The sequence below is a fragment of the Superficieibacter sp. HKU1 genome (assembly GCF_029319185.1).
Taxonomy (GTDB): domain Bacteria; phylum Pseudomonadota; class Gammaproteobacteria; order Enterobacterales; family Enterobacteriaceae; genus Superficieibacter.
On sequence record NZ_CP119754.1, the window covers coordinates 3,833,770 to 3,851,017 of the forward strand.

Sequence of the window (17,248 nt, forward strand, 5' to 3'; positions counted from 1 at the left end):
AAAAACGCTCCCGGGCGGGAGCGTGTGGATGTGATTATGCCGCCTGCAAGTACCGTGGATCCAGACGAACAGGCCAGCCGCCGAGATAGTGCCCGGGGGTATAGAGTATCCGGCGTCGTTCATTCGCCAGGGTATTACCTACCACCACTTCGCCGGCAATCCCGCACAGGGACAGCTGTATGTAAGCCATTCCGGCCGCAAGCGGATCGATATCTGTCGCGGATACCCACAGATACCGGTGCGGTGGCCACCCCGCCTTTTGCAGAACATCAGCAAATGCCAGCACCATGCAGCCGGCACCGCACGCAGGTTCACTCAGGGTGATGAAGGGTTTGTCACGGAACAACGCTTCAGTGTCGCCCAGCTGCATGGCCGCCATCATTCTGGCCACGTCCCAGGGCGTGAAAAACTGCCCCCTGTATTTGTCACCCAGCTCCAGCTGCATAAAGACGCGGCCAAGGAAGTCCCCGGGCGCTTCACCCAGCCCGTTAACAACGTGGGCCAGCAGCTGCGCCATGCGCGTGACGTCCTCCTTTTCGTATCCACCGACTATACGCAGATACTTTTGCTCCTGCGCTTCACTGAAGTGAAGCCGGTTTTCCAGCGCGATGACGCTGCAGCTGATGAAGTCTTCAAACACTTTAAACCGGTGATGATACCGGGCCGTCTGACTGAACAACTTAACAAAGGCTTTTTCGTGGTTAATCATGCCAGGCATGCGTCTTCTCCATAAAAAAAGGGAACACGCACCCTGACCAGGGGACGTGTCCCCTGAGGGTAAAAAGCCACGGCATTGCCGTGGCTGGGTTAACGGAGGAACAGGCTTTTACCCCCGGACCTCACGATAAGATGCTGCTTCCTGAGTCGATAACGCCGGCTCATCGCTGACGAGATAAAGCACCTGACCGGGCTGAGACGCGCCGGCCGCACCTTTGTGTCCGTCGACATGTTCGCCGCCGTCATAGCAGTCGTAACCGCTGAGCCCGCTCACGGGCTCGCTGTAGCTGTGACGCACCTCGCAGTCAAATACCGCAGAAATTTCCCCGACAACCTCACCTGACGGCGGAAGCCAGGGCGTATCCATCTGCAGCGTAAGACTGTTTGGCGAATGCCGCTGCCAGTTGACATTGTGCCCGGCAGGCCACTCCATGCCGTACTGCCGGCAGTAGAGGCTGGTTGTGGTCGATACGCCTGACATCAGCCCTCCGGAACCGTTCAGCTCTGCTGCCAGCCGCGTAGGTATGACGGCCAGCATATCGCAGGGCTGGGAGCGTTCAGGATACTGGCTGAGCCGCTCCCAGGCAGTTGCGGCATCAGACTCATCGCCGGCGCTGACCAGACCAAACCAGTCGGTGTATTGCCTGGCAATCAGCTCCGCCATAACCTCACGTGCCGGGTCGGGAATATTCTCCCATTTCAGCGCGCCCAGACCTGACTGGTGATACAGCCGGTCAATGGCCCGGATGGTTTCCGCATCGAGGATGGCATCCTTCAGCAGGAGCGCCAGCCAGCTTTCAAACGCCTGATTGGCCGCAGTGGAAAGCCCTGTGCCTGCACGGACCAGCCCCTGACAGGGCGGATACGACGTTGTGCGCACCGGCTTGAGTATCCCCGCCGCGCCAGCCAGAAAAAGCTGTATGCTCTGCTGCACTGCGTGGCGGTGACGCGGTACGTCAGTTCCGTTTATCCACTGCAGCATGACATCAATGCAGACGGATTTACCGGTGATTTCCAGGCGGTTATGACACCATTCGGACATAGTGAATACTCCTCTTTCATAAAAAAAAGAGGACACAGCCCCGTGAGGAGCGGTGTCCTCACGGGAGGGCGACAGTTACGGAATAACCGCCACCGGATAAGTTAATTACGCCGCCACAGCCTGACTTTCAGGCAGTGCCAGTAGATATTCCGACGCTTCCCGGGCATGCCGGCAGGCGCGGAACAGGGCCTTTTTGTCAGATTTCAGCACCTTCAGCCAGTGGTCCACATAGCTGTCGTGCTGAACCTCACCGAATACCCCGAGTTGGGCACACAAAAACGCACTGCCCATTTCGGCGATGAGCTCCTCAAAGGCATACACCGGGTCCCCGAACTTGCGGGATGAGGAGGTTATCCCCTCCCGGTTAAGTCGCTTCGCATGACCGGTACTGTGTACCAGTTCATGCAGCAGCGTGGACCAGCAGTCCGCCTCCGTAAAAAACTGCTCAGCCACCGGCATCACAATTTCATCCGTCAGCGGACGGTAATAAGCCCGGTTCTGAGGCAGCATCCGGTGTTTAACCCCTGTGGCGTTAAACATCCGGATCACCCTGTTCATCACGTCCGGGCTGAGTATGCCGTCCTCATCCACCGTCGGCGGTTGCTCAGGTGAAGCCGCAACCTCTGCCGGCAACCCCTCACACTGCTCAGCGTTGAACAGCTGCAGGGGTTTAAGCATCGGCACGGTTTCCATCAGCGGTTTACCGTCACTGTCATAAAGGCGGTTGCCTTCGCGATCCTCCGCCTGCTTCGTCCAGTCCTTATAAACCACCGCCAGGGTGGCTTTCTCACCCTTACGCACCTGCCCGCCAGCCTGCTGCGCCTGCCGGTAAGTCATCCAGCGGTTATTGCGAAAACCCTGCTCTTCCGCTGACATCCAGAGAAGCAGGACATTCACGCCGCTGTAGTGACGTCCGGTTGTGGCATTTAGGGGCAGACCGGCCAGACCGATGCCGGCAGCCGCGCGCCACGGCTTACGCCAGGGCGCGACGCCGTTTTCCAGAGCGACAACAATGCGGTCGGTGATCTGACGATAAAGGTCAGTATGTTTTGCCGGACGGCGGGCCGCCTTGTGTGAAGTCGTTTTTTTCATGAGATATACCTTTAATCAGAGGCATACCCCTGCGCCGGCGGGCGCAGAGATACGCCCGTCGACGGGAAATTCAGAAGTCAGTTACCATGCGGCATAAAACCACAGGTATTCATGTTCAAAGTCAAAATCACTGAGCAGGCTTTCCAGCCTGTCACGCAGGGTGAAAACGTACTGCAGCCGGCGCTGAAGAAGCTGATTATCCTCATTCCCCTCTGTAAATGTCGCAATCGCACAGTCCAGCCTCTCTTTCAGTTGCTGAATATGCTCGCGTGACAGTTCCAGACAGGTCGCGTTTTCCACCTCACCGACATGCTTATCCACCCAGGTAATCAGTGAAAAATCGCGGCTCAGTTCATACACCGGATGATACGGTGCCGGTACTGCGACGATCTGCCTGTGCTGGCTGTAGAGAAAAATATCCAGTCCCATACGGGCCTCCTTCGGTTCAGAAAGAGGCAGGAACCTTTCCGGCAGGAAAAGTCCCTGCCGGGGTGAGTTAACGTCCGGTTATTCGCAGCGCCCCCTGCGGGGTCACCTGCGATAACCTGGCCTGCAGCCTGCCACAGGCGTTCAGAAAGGTTTGATGATCTTCAGGCTTCGCCCGCTTACAACTGATGAAGGCCGCCTGCTTTAGCAGACGCACGGCGTTTTCACGCCAGCGGCAGAGTTCATCAGGCCCGACACAGGCATTGAAGTGACAGACTGCACTCGCCAGAAGCTGATCGGCTTTCTGGCGGTACTGCGCGACTTTCACCCGGTCAGTCGCTGCGGTGAGCACCTGTATCTGTGTGTCGGTAATCAGGATCCTCAGGTCCGTCCTGCCGGACAGTACAGAGGTGGCTACCGCGTCGCTTATCGACAGTGATTCAATGAAATCATCGCCGCCGGCAAGCAGGCGTGCCGTGTCGTACCAGTCCTCATTTTTCTGAGGGTGACACCCTGTGGCATACGCAATACGCGGCACCGGATCGTTGCCCTGCCAGGCACCGGTGGCCGGCATAAGATAAACACCCTCATCCTTTGCCAGGTGAAGCTGACCTCCCTGCATGCGGGCGGCCAGCAGGACGTTCGTCAGGTCTTTGTTGTCGAAAAAAAGCATGGGGCTCTCCTTTAAAAACGGGAGAGCCGCCCCGTCCGGAGTGATCTCTCCCGACGGGGTTAAAGTCAGTACTGTTTACAGCGCGTCAGTTTTTTCCGCGACCCGCTTCAGTTCATACAGCTGAAATTCAGCCTCCGTAAACGCATTCCAGTCGTCGTTGCTCAGCACACGCTCACCACCGCAGAGCAGCTGCAGCAGCAGGGAATCAAACGCGTCACCACGCACCGGCGTTTTCAGTACCGGCTGAGGCGCGGTCAGCGTCGGCTGCTCAGGCAGGCCGAGATGTCGCTCAATCCAGCGTAACGGTAACGCCCAGCTGCGGCCTTCGTCAGAAGAATGTATCCGAAAGCTGCCCGGACACAGGTTATGCAGCAGGACCATCACAATGCGTGCAAAGAAATCGCAGGGCTGATGCTGAAAATCCAGCTCCTGGATACTCAGCGTATTGCGGTTGCGCTCACGCTCAATCGTCATGTTGACCGGCCAGACACTGCCGCCTGTGTCGCCACAAAACGCCATGACATCAGCAACCGGAAAGAGGTCAGCCGCGCGATTAAGCGACGGCAGATACGTATTCCCCGGACGCAGACGCACCGGCAGTTGCCAGAAAGTTTCTGTGACGGCCAGAACGAAAGCATGCCAGTGTCGCAACGGAACCGTGCTGACGTGCTCGATGGTGTAGACAACCGACATGGAAGCCGGCGAAGAAAACAGGTTTTTCATCGATAAATCCTCCGCGAATAAAAAAGGGGGGATTTATCCCCCGGACGGGAGTAAATCCCCGTCAGGGTGTGTTCTTTCTGCTGGTTACATCCGTTCGAGAGCCGCTATAGCCCGATCACACCGGGCATCCTGGATACCTTCATCCACGGCCTTCTCCCAGAAGGGCCGGTTAATTTCTTTTCCCAGCTCGTCCAGCGTGAAGAGCAAATTTTTAGACGTATCAGGCAAAGGCGGAATATCGCCTTCCCCGAGTAAAAAGACAAACCAGCCATAAGCTGTGCCGGTGCCAATGATGGAATCTTCCAGAAACGTCAGTTCATTCGGTTCATCCCGGTCCGTATGAAGATCGAGACGCTGGAATGCCCTTATGCTCAGAAGTTCACTCTCAAGCAGGCAAAGCCAGCTGAGCGTGTCCAGTGGAGTTTTAAGCGTATAAACGTCTGTGTGCATGGGTATATCCTCAGGTAAATAACGGGATATTCCCTCCGACGGAGAGATATCCCCGTCAGGGTCCACAACATTTTTTGACCGGCGTTCATCAACCGATCAGTTCAGTGCATATGAATCAGATTGCTCCTGATACACATATTCAGGATTAAAGCGCAGGCTTTTCAACGCAGCTACCGACAGTGGATCTACGGAATTTATGCCCGAAACGGCCACGCCATCCAGTATGTCGCCAGCCTCCACCCGGGGAGAATATCCGTAATACTGACACCATACACAGAGTTCGGGGTCAGCCGGATCACAATCACCGAGCGGTGCGACAAAAACCTGTTCGCCACAGGAGACGTTATCTCTGAGGATTTCGCCCGGATGAAAACACCACTTACGGGGCCATACTGAGCGGGACATACATCCCGTCGCGTCTCAGACATCGACAGAATACGGAAAGTGACATCGTGCAGTGCTTCAGTCATGAGAATGCCCTCCGGAAAGAAAACGGTAGCGCAGGTGTGCCAGATGCTGTGCCTGACGGCAAGCATGGCGGTATGCGTTTCGACGACCTGTTATTCCCTCAGGAAAGGAAACCGGCAGGCGGTGAAAAACATACTCGGCGCGGTGGCAACCTGTACGAACGGTAAGAAAGACGTTAACGCCCTGGTCTTTGACAGAAGTGATGTGCGCACGGACGGCATAATTGCCCGAACCGTTGACATACCAGCTGCTGTTGCGATGCAGATAAATGAAAGATTTCAATCTCCGGACAGCTGCGTCAGCAGACTGCTGAAGCTGAGTAAGGAGATGTTCAGGGAAAACCGCAAAAGAGATGACAGACATGGTGTTTCTCCATAAAAAAAGGAAACACCTGCCCGACCGGGAAGTGTTTCCCGTCGGGGAGTCAGAAAAAACAACATTCTGACTGTCTGATAAGTTGAAATGACCTCAATCACTGTTCAGCGATATCCGTTTCCAGAGGTTAAACGGATTTACCACCCGAAGGTATCCTCTCTCAGGCTGCGAGGATTTTCCGGTCACCCGAAGGTGTTTCTCTCAGACCGGTGAAACGTTAGCTGCTAGTCACCCGAAGGCGCTCCTCTCAGACTGCCGGAGCATTAGCTGGTTGCATGTAGCAACAAGTAAGCCTGTCTATTTTCAGAGCAAATAGTGAACATGTCAACTGACGAACTGGCACAATATTGTCATTAACTTTTTTTAATAACAGTCCCTAGCCTACGGCTAAGATTATTTATACATTTTCGCTGACTTATATCCTAACTAAGGAAGGTGCGAATAAGCAGGTCATTTCTTCCCAAGCTGACTCGCTGATTAAAATTTCGCGGATCTGGGCCGATTTTTTTCCCGCAAACACATCGAATCAGCCTATTTAGGCTATTTTTTCCACCATTTCTGGCGTTATTTCCGGTTTTTACTGAGATCTCTCCCACTGACGTATCATTTGGTCCACCCGAAACAGGTTGGCCAGGGTGAATAACATCGCCAGTTGGTTATCGTTTTTCAGCAGCCCCTTGTATCTGGCTTTCACGAAGCCGAACTGCCGCTTGATGATGCGAAACGGGTGCTCCCCCCTGGCACGGATGCTGGCTTTCATGTATTCGATGTTGATGGCCGTTTTGTTCTTGCGCGGATGCTGCTTCAAGGTTTTTACCCTGCCGGGACGCTCGGCGATCAGCCAGTCCACATCCACCTCGGCCAGCTCCTCGCGCTGTGGCGCTCCTTGGTAGCCGGCATCGGCTGAGACAAATTGCTCCTCTCCATGAAGCAGATTACCCAGCTGATTGAGGTCATGCTCGTTGGCCGCGGTGGTGACTAGGCTGTGGGTCAGGCCACTCTTGGCATCGACACCAATGTGGGCCTTCATGCCAAAGTGCCACTGATTGCCTTTCTTGGTCTGATGCATCTCCGGATCGCGTTGCTGCTCTTTGTTCTTGGTAGAGCTGGGTGCCTCAATGATGGTGGCATCCACCAAAGTGCCTTGGGTCATCATGACGCCTGCTTCGGCCAGCCAGCGATTGATGGTCTTGAACAATTGACGGGCCAGTTGATGCTGCTCGAGCAGGTGGCGGAAATTCATGATGGTGGTGCGATCCGGCAGGGCGCTATCCAGGGATAATCGGGCAAACAGGCGCATGGAGGCGATTTCGTACAGGGCATCTTCCATGGCACCGTCGCTCAGGTTGTACCAATGCTGCATGCAGTGAATACGCAGCATGGTCTCCAGCGGATAGGGCCGTCGGCCATTGCCCGCCTTGGGATAAAACGGCTCGATGACAGCGGTCATATTCTGCCATGGCAGAATCTGCTCCATGCGGGAGAGGAAAATCTCTTTTCGGGTCTGACGGCGCTTAGTGCTGAATTCACTATCGGCGAAGGTGAGTTGATGGCTCATGATGTCCCTCTGGGATGCGCTCCGGATGAATATGATGATCTCATATCAGGAACTTGTTCGCACCTTCCATAATGCCCGATGACTTTGTCATGCAGCTCCACCGATTTTGAGAACGACAGCGACTTCCGTCCCAGCCGTGCCAGGTGCTGCCTCAGATTCAGGTTATGCCGCTCAATTCGCTGCGTATATCGCTTGCTGATTACGTGCAGCTTTCCCTTCAGGCGGGATTCATACAGCGGCCAGCCATCCGTCATCCATATCACCACGTCAAAGGGTGACAGCAGGCTCATAAGACGCCCCAGCGTCGCCATAGTGCGTTCACCGAATACGTGCGCAACAACCGTCTTCCGGAGCCTGTCATACGCGTAAAACAGCCAGCGCTGGCGCGATTTAGCCCCGACGTATCCCCACTGTTCGTCCATTTCCGCGCAGACGATGACGTCACTGCCCGGCTGTATGCGCGAGGTTACCGACTGCGGCCTGAGTTTTTTAAATGGCGGAAAATCGTGTTGAGGCCAACGCCCATAATGCGGGCGGTTGCCCGGCATCCAACGCCATTCATGGCCATATCAATGATTTTCTGGTGCGTACCGGGTTGAGAAGCGGTGTAAGTGAACTGCAGTTGCCATGTTTTACGGCAGTGAGAGCAGAGATAGCGCTGATGTCCGGCAGTGCTTTTGCCGTTACGCACCACCCCGTCAGTAGCTGAACAGGAGGGACAGCTGATAGAAACAGAAGCCACTGGAGCACCTCAAAAACACCATCATACACTAAATCAGTAAGTTGGCAGCATCACCCGTTGGTCAGATGAATGCCATTCCCTTGACAGTTGAAAATTTATGAGAGAGTTAAAAAAACGCTCCCGGACGGGAGCGTAAGCCAGTGACTTCGGCGTCAAATGAGGGTCTAACAAGTGGAGCTGCGGGTTAATTCTGGGTGATCTGGCTGCGATGCTTTTCAGCCTGCTGCTGATGAATAACGGAAGATTGACCATTATTCGCCTTCTCATGCACAACAGCGGCTTTCTCATGCTCGTTCATTTCGGAAAATGATTTTGCTGTTTCGTTAGAAGCTGCTGGCTTGGATTTCATCATTTTTTTATGCATTTCAGCCATGTCCTGATGGGCAGCAGAATTGCCGTTTTGCATCATTTCATGGGACATTGCGGCCTGATTGTGACCGCTCATATCCATCATTTTCATGCTCTCCCCCTGAACTGCACTTTTTTCAGCGGATGATTGCATCTGATGGGCAGGCGCCTGGGCATTATTTACCTGGTCATGCATGTTCATTGTCTCTGCAGCCCAGGCAGATGAAGCGACAGCCATCATGGCAATAAAGGATACAAGGATCTTTTTCATGGTTGGGTCTCCGGTGTTTTCATACCCGAACAATCAATGCTTATAACAGAGAAAGCATTTGATCTCAGGGCTGGTTGATCATCATGCTAGGAACCGGGCGATTGAATTATCACGCTGTCCTGATTTATGGCTGATTATAAAAAACCGCCTCTGTTTATCGCGTGACTGAACGATGACATTTTTGTCACCTTCCGGGTTTCTCCTGAATAACGGTATTAATCCATTAACAGACGCACACTGAACACAATTTCCCGCCCCTGCTGTTCTGCTGACAGCTCGCCGCCGTGAGCATGAATGATCGACCTTGTAATTGATAATCCCAGCCCCGCGCCTTCCGTGTTGTAGAACCTTGATGAGTCTGCGCGATAGAACCGGTCAAACAAACGTTCCAGATTAGCGGGAACCTGGCCGGATATCGTATTCGTAATCATCACGTTCACACAGTCACTGTCACGCTCAAGGTGTATCGCTGTACAGGTGTTATCGGGAGAATACTTGATTGCATTGGAAAGCAGGTTACTGAAAGCACGTCGGAGCATATCGCTGTCTCCGGCAACAACGCCCTCTCCTTCAACCGTGATTGTCTTTCCTGTTTCGTCTGCCAGGGGCTCGAACAACTCACGTAATTCATTCAGTTCGGCTGCCAGATCCACATCATGTTTATCCAGCCGCAGCAGACCATGCTCTGAACGTGCCAGAAAAAGCATGTCACTGGTCATTCGTGACAACCTTTTCAGTTCTTCCAGGTTAGCGAATAAAATTTCGCGGTAATGCGAAACATCCCTTTCCTTAGCCAGTGCAAACTGCGTCTGCATCATCAGATTACTGACTGGTGTGCGCAGCTCATGCGCGATGTCAGACGAGAAATCTGACAGTTTCCGGAATGCCCCCTCCAGGCGATCAAACATATTATTGAACTCCTGCATGGTCTCAGAGATTTCCGGCGGAGCCAGATCGGGATTTAGACGCTGATCCAGGCTGTGTACGGTCATGGAGGAAGCCAGACTGGTCATTTCCCGTAGCGGTTTCAGACCAATACGTGTGGTCAGCCAGCCCAGAAAAACAGAAATAAAGACCAGACCGATATTGAACCAGAACAGCCAGGTACTGAGTTTGTCCATAAACAGGGTGTGATACCCAGTATCCGTGGCAACCGTAATGATGACATGTTTGCTTTTACCCTGTTCCGGCGTCACGGCAACCCGCCGCGAGATACTGCGGTACACGGTGTTATTTTCTTCCGTCTGGATCATATAGTCGAGAATATCACCCGACTTATTAAGCAGGACCGCTGGAACAACAGAATTTTTGGCATAGAGTTCAACAATTTTTTCATTTTCCATGTTTTTTATAGAAATGAATAAGCCATTGTGCCCCACCATCGCATCGTTTATTTTTTCTGATAATGACTTAATATCCGTTTTGTTCCTGAACGTCTCTGTTTTAAGAAACTCTTCGGTGAGCTGAAGTTTACCTGTCAGAAAATCGCGGTCCTGATTATCGAAATAGCCATTAAGGGTGCTAATCAGGATAAAACTTGATAACCACCATACCGTAAGCATCACCGCAGAAAAAATCAGGCTCAGGCGTGTGGTCAGGGAAATTTTGAACCTCACTCTTCTCTGATCTCCAGGACATATCCGGCACCGCGAACGGTATGGATCAGTTTTGGCTCAAAGTCATCATCAATTTTACTTCTCAGACGTCTCACGGCGACATCAATCACATTCGTATCACTGTCAAAATTCATGTTCCAGACCAGGGACGAGATAAGACTCCTGGGTAACACTTCTCCGGTGCGTTGCAGCAGCAACTCAAGCAGAACGTATTCTTTACCGGTGAGATGGATCTTCTTCCCCGAACGGATCACGGTCCGGCGCACCATATCAACGGTCATATCGGCGATGGTGCAGACTGTTGCGGCCTGCGAGCGTGCCCGGCGCAGTAGGGTTCTTACACGTGCAACCAGCTCCGTAAAATCAAAGGGCTTAATCAGGTAGTCATCTGCGCCAAGCTCCAGTCCTTTCACTTTGTCCCGCACGTTGTCCTTTGCGGTTAAAAACAGGACCGGTTCTTCGTGCCCGGACTCCCTCAGTGCGCTGATGATTTGCCACCCGTCGAGGAAAGGCAGCATCACGTCCAGTATTATCAAATCATACTGTCCCTTCGACGCGGCCCCGAGACCATCGCGGCCATTATTAAAGAGATCGGCCTGATAGCCTTCCTCAACCAGTCCCTGCTGCAGGTAACGACCTGTTTTTTGTTCGTCTTCAACGATTAAAATACGCTGCATGGTCAACTCGCTGATATGAAAGTAAAAATCTCACGCATGAGCTTTGGCTGTCCCCTAGCTGACCTGAGACGGAGCAAGCATTCCGAGCCACGCTACGGCGCCCAGAATGATAATCGCAACAACGAATTCTGTCAGGATGCTGTTTCGCATCAGGGCAACGCTGCGATCATAATTCCCTTCCCTGACCATAACTTCAAGCCGGGGACCCAGGTGAAACCGGTTTGCTGCAGCCAGAAGAAGCATCAGAACAAACAGAGCCGTCTTGGCAAGCAATATCCTCCCCCAGGAACTGTTGAATAAGGGAGTTAAGTTACCCTCAGCAATATACAGATAGTTGACCAGCGCACTCAGGATCAGGGCTACAACAATCACCGTTCCTGCCGTGGCAAATTTTGCCAGGGAGTCAGATATCACAATGACGCTCTGTGCATTATGCTCGTTTCTGCGCATCAGCAGGATAGCAAATGCAACCAGAGCACCTGTCCAGGCACCTGCAGCGCCGAGATGGGTCAGATCGCTCAGTAAATGGAGATAGTAATGCAGACCGTCATGCATAACGGCGTGTCCTCCCCAGGCAAGTGTAGCCAGCGCCACGCCCCCACTCATCGTCATCAGCAGGCAGGACAATACTCTCTTATTAGTGTAAAGGAACAAAGCACCGAGTGTGGTAAACAGGGCACAGAGCCTGACAATCCAGCTAATACCCACATCAGTTTCTTCTATCACCATCTCGATAACATGGATGGATAATTCTCTGAGGTCAGTTACTCCACTCATGGCATTAGATACCAGGAGCATATTAATGCCAGTAAGAATGATGCCTGTAACAACAGCAAAGGTTATAAACGACCTGAAATTAGTCAGGTTATAGGTTTCATGTCTGACACCGCTTATTCCATATATCTGAAAAAATGGCAATCCAAATATTACCATCAAATCCAGATAAAGAAGAAAACGAATAACAATCATAATCAGGTCGTTCATAATATTACTTCACTGTAAAGGTGTAATTACCGGTAATAGGGTGCGTATCTGAAGAAACCGCGCGCCAGTCAACACGATAAGTGCCAGCGGGTAAAGGCTCTCGCGGAATAATGACCATCGATTTAGGGTCAGCGCCTGGCGCCACTTTTGCCGCGACCGGCATCGGAGAATGTGATGACATGCCTTTCATACCCGTCATCGTTAATTTTGCACCTGAGAATTTCACGGTCAGATTTTCCGAGAAATTAAGCTGAATCTTTTCCGGGGCCGCTACGGCTGAATCAGCCTGTGGCACAGAGCTTTTTAATTCCGGATGGGCCATAGCAGAGAAAGCAACGCCCATAACGAGGCCACCTGTAAGAATGGCTTTATTTAAAATCGACATTTTATTTACCTGTTTAGTTGAGTGTTTTATATCAGTGCGTTAAAACCAGATTCTGGCTCCCGCCAGGAATACTACCTGATGGTCTTTCTCACCTTCTCTTTTCGCCATATCGGATGTTTTCCCGTAAAGTTGATTCCAGGAAACGCCTATATAGGGTGCAAACTCACGGCGTATTTCATAGCGCAGCCGGAGCCCCAGCTCTGTGTCAGTCAGTCCCCTGCCGCGACCCCGCGATTCATCATCCTGACTGTAGAAATTCACCTCATAGGATGGCTGGAGTATGAGCCGGTTAGTCAGTAAAACGTCGTATTCTCCTCCCAGACGAAGGGCTGCTTTTCCGCCATTACTGACAAAACCCGAAATTTCAGACTCAAAATTATAGAGTGCCAGCCCCTGAAAACCGACAGCAGCCCAGGTCCGGGCAGAAGCAGGTCTGAAATCCTGCCTGACACCCGCAACCAAATCCCACCATGGGCCAACCGCATGTCCCCAGAGTAACTGCGCTTCAGCCGCCTCCGTTTCCCCATTGCTTCGTTCACCTTCACTCTTTAGCCAAATCCGATCTGTGTCGCCTCCAATCCAGCTGTTAACACTCCAGCTGAAATTGTTGGTGTTATCCGACCGTTGCCATTCCAGTTGATCCAGCAGAACCAGATAATTAATCGCACTGTCGTGAATCGCATGCCCCTGTAAATTGCCGAATGCAGCCTTCCGGTCGGCATCGGTAACAGGCGGAATTGGCGTTCTGCTCTCAGTTACAATGGGCTCCATTGACGTCATCTCAGTGAAATTCTCATCTGCTGGCATCTGCATGGCAGACATGTCGTGCCCGGCGTGGGGATCTGCAGAGACGGAGCCCGCCGCAATAGAAAGCTGTGAGGTAAACAAACCGGCGACCAGAACAGGTATGGCCTTCAAATTTCTCTTCATTCGCATCATTCCTCCACCCGGACTTCACGAAACATTCCCATTTCCATGTGATAGAGCAAATGGCAGTGATACGCCCAGCGGCCAAGCGCATCTGCTGTCACTCTGTAACTGCGTTTTGTACCAGGGGGAACATCTATTGTGTGTTTACGAACCATGAAATTACCGTTTTCATCTTCCAGATCGCTCCACATACCATGCAGGTGAATGGGGTGAGTCATCATGGTATCGTTGATCAGCGTGATCCTGAGCCGCTCACCGTATTTCAGCAGCACCGGTGCGGCATCTGAAAACTTGATTCCGTTAAATGACCAGGCAAACTTTTCCATGTGGCCGGTTAAATGCAGTTCTATGGTACGGCCAGGTTCACGTCCGTCAGGATCCTCAAAGCGGCTTTTCAAATCCGCGTACGTGAGAACCTTTCTTCCGTTATTTCGAAGACCAATACCCGGATCATTTAATTTCGGAGAGACGCTCATCGCCTGCATATCAACCAGTGGGTTATCCGTTTCTGACGCAGGATGACTTTGCATACCCGGCATTCCGGCCATCCGGGAATGATCCATACCGGCCATGCTGCTGTGATCCATGGGCGCGGAGGATGTCCCGCTATCCGGAAGGTCAGCACCGTCCATAGACATCATCTCTCCGCTGTTATCCATGCCTCCCATCTGGCTGTGGTCCATTCCTGCCATATCATGTCCCATTCCCCCCATACCCATGTCTTCCATGGTCAACAGAGGACGGGGATCGAGGGGGGGAACGGCAGCACTTAACCCCTCTCTCGTGGCCAGTGTCCCTCGAGCGTAACCGGTCCTGTCCATGGATTGTGCGAAGATGGTATAGGCCTCACCCTGAGGCTCCACAATGACATCATAGGTTTCGGCAACGGCAATCCTGAATTCGTCAACGGTAACCGGGTTTACATACTGGCCATCTGCAGCCACGACCGTCATTTTCAGCCCGGGGATACGGATATCGAAATAGGTCATTGCCGAGCCGTTGATAAACCGTAAGCGTATCTTTTCACCGGGACGGAACAGTCCGGTCCAGTTTTTCAGCGGGGCCTGCCCGTTCATGAGATAGGTGTAGGTGTAGCCACTGACATCCGCGAGGTCAGTCGGATTCATTTTCATTTCAGCCCACATTTTCCGATCGGCAATGGTGGCTGACAGCCCCCTGGTATTCACGTCGCGGAAAAAAGAGCCAACGGTTGGTTTATTGAAATTGTAGTAATCCGACTGTTTTTTTAATTTTTTCAGCAGGCTGTGAGGATTTTCATCGGTCCAGTCAGACAACATGACCACATGCTCACGATCGTAAGCAAACGGTTCTGGCTCCCTGGCATCGATGATAATGGCACCGTATACCCCCTCCTGTTCCTGCAGACCGGAATGGCTGTGGTACCAGTAAGTCCCGTTCTGCTTAACCTTAAAGGTGTAAACGTAGGTATCATCAGGCTCTATGCCCATAAAACTCAGCCCCGGAACACCATCCATATTGGCCGGAAGAATAATGCCGTGCCAGTGAATGGACGTCTGTTCATTAAGACGGTTTTTGACCTTCAGGGTAATGGTGTCACCTTCTTTCCAGCGAAGAACGGGCCCCGGCAGGCCTCCATTGATTGTTTTGGCCTGACGCTCACTGCCCGTGATATTGACGGCCGTTTCACCAATGGTCAGGTCAAACTGAGTACCCTGCAGGGATGCGGCAACTGGCAGGCTCAGACTGGAACGCGCATTGAAACTCCATACGCCAAGACTTCCGGCTACGCCAGAGAGGGTTAACCCCTTCAGGAAAGTTCGTCGAGACGTTTTCAACAGCATGCGCATTCCCTTATTTAAAGTATGGTTACTGACAGAATTCGAGAACCGATTTAAATTAAATTACTGGTTCATCCACTACAATGAAATGAATCTAGCACACCTTAAGAAACAAATTCATTACAATCGTGTAATGTACATAGCTGTATTACATTTACGTCATCTTCCCCACAGGTTGATTATTTTTATATATGATCATAAGGACATCTTTTATGTACCTCAGAAGGTAATTACACATGAATATATTAATCACGACCACTGCGTTTACAGCTTTATTTTGTGGGGCAGCTTTTGCTCAGTCCAGTGATATTGCCCATGAAGCACATCGATTTGTTAATAATGCCTCAGCCGTCAGTCATGTGAATTCCTCGACGCATGAAAACTTACCGGACAGGGTTAATAAAAACAACACGCCCTCATTCTCTGAAATGAATGAACATGAAAGGGCCATTGTTGCTCATTCATTTATGAACAACAGCGCGTCCTATGCGCATCAGAAAATGATTGAGGAACATAAAAAAATGCTGTCCGGCAGTGATGCAAATTCAAAGACCTCGTCTTCTTCTTTTAACGAACTGAATGCCGGAGAAAAAGCCGCTCTCGTGCATGAGCAGGTCAATAATGCCGGTGCGGAAGCACATCAGACGCAGGCAAGAAAGCTTCGCGGGCTGTATTCGACCAGGTAACTGCAGGCGGGTTAGTGCTTAGCGTCAGGTGCGCAGCAGGGCTTTACTGACGGGTTACGTAGCAGGACATGAGCCCCATATTGCTCTGCCGTAACCTGTTTCAGTCCCGTTAATCATCACCGTCGGGCTGGTCATACAGTTCCCAGAGCTTCAGGAGCAAACGGGAAACAAGATATGTTACAAAAATGACGACCATCAACGGTGCTCCCGATTAACTGACAGATGACACGCCTCCTGAAAACCCCTAGCATACGCCGCAGTGTTCATGCTAACGGCGAATTCCAGTAAATGTATTCTACCGATGTCGTAAAAGAAAATGCCTACCTTTCAGCCACCCGCTCGGGGCTGGAATCGAACGAGATCGCTACTCTTCAGCGCTCCTTGCCTTCCCGGTTTAATCTGCGGCATTTGAAAAAAAATGAATCATTAAAACTCGTACTGCAAAAGAAAGCGGGAAAATCACGTGTCGTGGCCTATAAATTTACGTCCGGTTCATTTAATTACACGGCGTATCGTATATCAGATAAAAAGTTCTATAACCTTTCCGATACTTCCGGGAAAGGCAGTCTCGATTATCCGTTACCGGCCACAGCAAGACTCAGTTCGCCTTTCAATCCTGCAAGACTTAACCCGGTATCGGGAAAAGTGAGTCCCCATAATGGCATTGATTATTCCATGCCCATGAACACGAAAATAGTCAGCGTCATCGACGGAAAAATCACCCGGGCCGAATACAACAGTACCATGGGATATTTTGTTGAAGTAACGGGAAAAGCCGGTGTTAAAACTCGCTATCTCCACCTCAATAAAATACTCGTTACTAAAGGGGCCAGGGTTACCCGGGGAGACGCTATTGCGTTATCCGGTAACAGCGGACGTTCATCCGGTCCTCATCTGCATTACGAGCTGGTCATCAATAACAATCCTGTTAACTCACTGGCGTTCCGGGCAGCGGCACCCGCTGATAACAAACTTGAACAGCATGCCTTTGCGCATGCCAGAGACTACGAACGATACCTGGACTGATAACGGGGCCGCGACGCGGCCCCGTCTGCCGGATTAATTTTTTTTATCGTTTTCACTTCCTTGATGTTGATGATCTCCATGCCCTCCGTGGCCGTGGAAAAGATGCATTAGCGGGCAGACCAGCAATAACAGATATGGCCAGTAACCTGCCACATGTGACCAGTGTTCGCGCAGGAGGGCAAATGCCGCGATCGCGGCGACAGCAATAAGCGCATAGGTGGTACTTTTCATACTGGACT

General features: G+C 51.8%; 19 protein-coding genes and 1 pseudogene. 2 read left to right on the forward strand and 18 right to left on the reverse strand.

The genetic code is table 11. The features are described from left to right. Positions 1–34 precede the first annotated feature (34 nt). From P0H77_RS18165 to pcoA, 17 genes and pseudogenes are all read right to left on the reverse strand, one after another. Positions 35–718: an N-6 DNA methylase gene (locus tag P0H77_RS18165; RefSeq protein WP_006781411.1), complete on the reverse strand. Its 684-nt coding sequence runs from the start codon at positions 716–718 to the stop codon at positions 35–37. A gap of 222 nt (positions 719–940) precedes the next feature. After that, positions 941–1,759: pseudogene (locus tag P0H77_RS18170) on the reverse strand (DUF1281 domain-containing protein); the annotation flags it as partial. A gap of 105 nt (positions 1,760–1,864) precedes the next feature. Continuing rightward, positions 1,865–2,851, reverse strand: coding sequence for an ArdC-like ssDNA-binding domain-containing protein (locus P0H77_RS18175; RefSeq protein WP_006781408.1), 987 nt, complete (start codon positions 2,849–2,851; stop codon positions 1,865–1,867). A gap of 81 nt (positions 2,852–2,932) precedes the next feature. Beyond that, positions 2,933–3,280 (reverse strand): hypothetical protein, encoded by a 348-nt coding sequence (locus tag P0H77_RS18180; RefSeq protein WP_006781405.1) that lies wholly within the window; start codon positions 3,278–3,280, stop codon positions 2,933–2,935. 67 nt (positions 3,281–3,347) lie between these two features. After that, complete coding sequence (locus tag P0H77_RS18185) at positions 3,348–3,950, reverse strand: DUF3085 domain-containing protein (protein ID WP_006781404.1); 603 nt, start codon at positions 3,948–3,950, stop codon at positions 3,348–3,350. A gap of 75 nt (positions 3,951–4,025) precedes the next feature. Further along, positions 4,026–4,673, reverse strand: coding sequence for a hypothetical protein (locus P0H77_RS18190; RefSeq protein WP_006781402.1), 648 nt, complete (start codon positions 4,671–4,673; stop codon positions 4,026–4,028). 84 nt (positions 4,674–4,757) lie between these two features. Continuing rightward, the gene (locus P0H77_RS18195; protein WP_006781400.1) at positions 4,758–5,123 is read right to left on the reverse strand and encodes a hypothetical protein; all 366 of its coding nucleotides are present in this window, start codon (positions 5,121–5,123) and stop codon (positions 4,758–4,760) included. A gap of 462 nt (positions 5,124–5,585) precedes the next feature. After that, complete coding sequence (locus tag P0H77_RS18200) at positions 5,586–5,954, reverse strand: hypothetical protein (RefSeq protein ID WP_154283625.1); 369 nt, start codon at positions 5,952–5,954, stop codon at positions 5,586–5,588. Between the two features lie 589 nt (positions 5,955–6,543). Next, positions 6,544–7,524 carry an IS5-like element ISKpn26 family transposase gene (locus P0H77_RS18205; protein ID WP_020899206.1) on the reverse strand — a complete coding sequence of 327 codons (981 nt, stop codon included), beginning with the start codon at positions 7,522–7,524 and terminating at the stop codon, positions 6,544–6,546. After that, positions 7,521–8,266 (reverse strand): IS1-like element IS1B family transposase gene (locus tag P0H77_RS18210; RefSeq protein WP_223151193.1). Its coding sequence is split into 2 segments (ribosomal slippage): positions 7,521–8,017 and positions 8,017–8,266, totalling 747 coding nucleotides; the frame shifts between segments, so codons are not numbered across the junction. The genes P0H77_RS18205 and P0H77_RS18210 overlap by 4 nt, the downstream gene beginning before the upstream one ends. 184 nt (positions 8,267–8,450) lie before the next feature. Beyond that, positions 8,451–8,885, reverse strand: a complete 435-nt coding sequence (pcoE, locus tag P0H77_RS18215) for a copper resistance system metallochaperone PcoE (RefSeq protein WP_276158670.1) — start codon at positions 8,883–8,885, stop codon at positions 8,451–8,453. Between the two features lie 215 nt (positions 8,886–9,100). Then, on the reverse strand, positions 9,101–10,501 hold the full coding sequence (gene pcoS, locus P0H77_RS18220) for a copper resistance membrane spanning protein PcoS (protein ID WP_006785898.1): 1,401 nt from the start codon (positions 10,499–10,501) through the stop codon (positions 9,101–9,103). Then, complete coding sequence (gene pcoR, locus P0H77_RS18225; RefSeq protein WP_001188930.1) at positions 10,498–11,178, reverse strand: copper response regulator transcription factor PcoR; 681 nt, start codon at positions 11,176–11,178, stop codon at positions 10,498–10,500. Before pcoR ends, pcoS begins: the two co-directional genes overlap by 4 nt. Before the next feature lie 54 nt (positions 11,179–11,232). Next, positions 11,233–12,111: a copper resistance inner membrane protein PcoD gene (gene pcoD / locus P0H77_RS18230; RefSeq protein ID WP_229692861.1), complete on the reverse strand. Its 879-nt coding sequence runs from the start codon at positions 12,109–12,111 to the stop codon at positions 11,233–11,235. A 55-nt stretch (positions 12,112–12,166) separates the two neighbouring features. Next, positions 12,167–12,547 carry a copper resistance system metallochaperone PcoC gene (pcoC, locus tag P0H77_RS18235; protein ID WP_000025662.1) on the reverse strand — a complete coding sequence of 127 codons (381 nt, stop codon included), beginning with the start codon at positions 12,545–12,547 and terminating at the stop codon, positions 12,167–12,169. A gap of 39 nt (positions 12,548–12,586) precedes the next feature. Beyond that, the gene (gene pcoB, locus P0H77_RS18240) at positions 12,587–13,477 is read right to left on the reverse strand and encodes a copper resistance outer membrane transporter PcoB (RefSeq protein WP_006785895.1); all 891 of its coding nucleotides are present in this window, start codon (positions 13,475–13,477) and stop codon (positions 12,587–12,589) included. A 5-nt stretch (positions 13,478–13,482) separates the two neighbouring features. Further along, the gene (gene pcoA / locus P0H77_RS18245; protein WP_000925242.1) at positions 13,483–15,300 is read right to left on the reverse strand and encodes a multicopper oxidase PcoA; all 1,818 of its coding nucleotides are present in this window, start codon (positions 15,298–15,300) and stop codon (positions 13,483–13,485) included. A gap of 233 nt (positions 15,301–15,533) precedes the next feature. Here pcoA and P0H77_RS18250 point away from each other — a divergent pair, with 233 nt between their 5' ends. Both P0H77_RS18250 and P0H77_RS18255 read left to right on the forward strand, forming a co-directional pair. Further along, positions 15,534–15,983 carry a copper resistance protein gene (locus P0H77_RS18250; protein WP_001023257.1) on the forward strand — a complete coding sequence of 150 codons (450 nt, stop codon included), beginning with the start codon at positions 15,534–15,536 and terminating at the stop codon, positions 15,981–15,983. Positions 15,984–16,271: 288 nt separating this feature from the next. Next, positions 16,272–17,009 (forward strand): peptidoglycan DD-metalloendopeptidase family protein, encoded by a 738-nt coding sequence (locus tag P0H77_RS18255; protein ID WP_004118669.1) that lies wholly within the window; start codon positions 16,272–16,274, stop codon positions 17,007–17,009. Positions 17,010–17,042: 33 nt separating this feature from the next. On the opposite strand, the gene P0H77_RS18260 is transcribed toward P0H77_RS18255, so the two are convergent. Continuing rightward, positions 17,043–17,240 (reverse strand): DUF2933 domain-containing protein, encoded by a 198-nt coding sequence (locus P0H77_RS18260; protein ID WP_000843497.1) that lies wholly within the window; start codon positions 17,238–17,240, stop codon positions 17,043–17,045. Positions 17,241–17,248 lie beyond the last annotated feature (8 nt).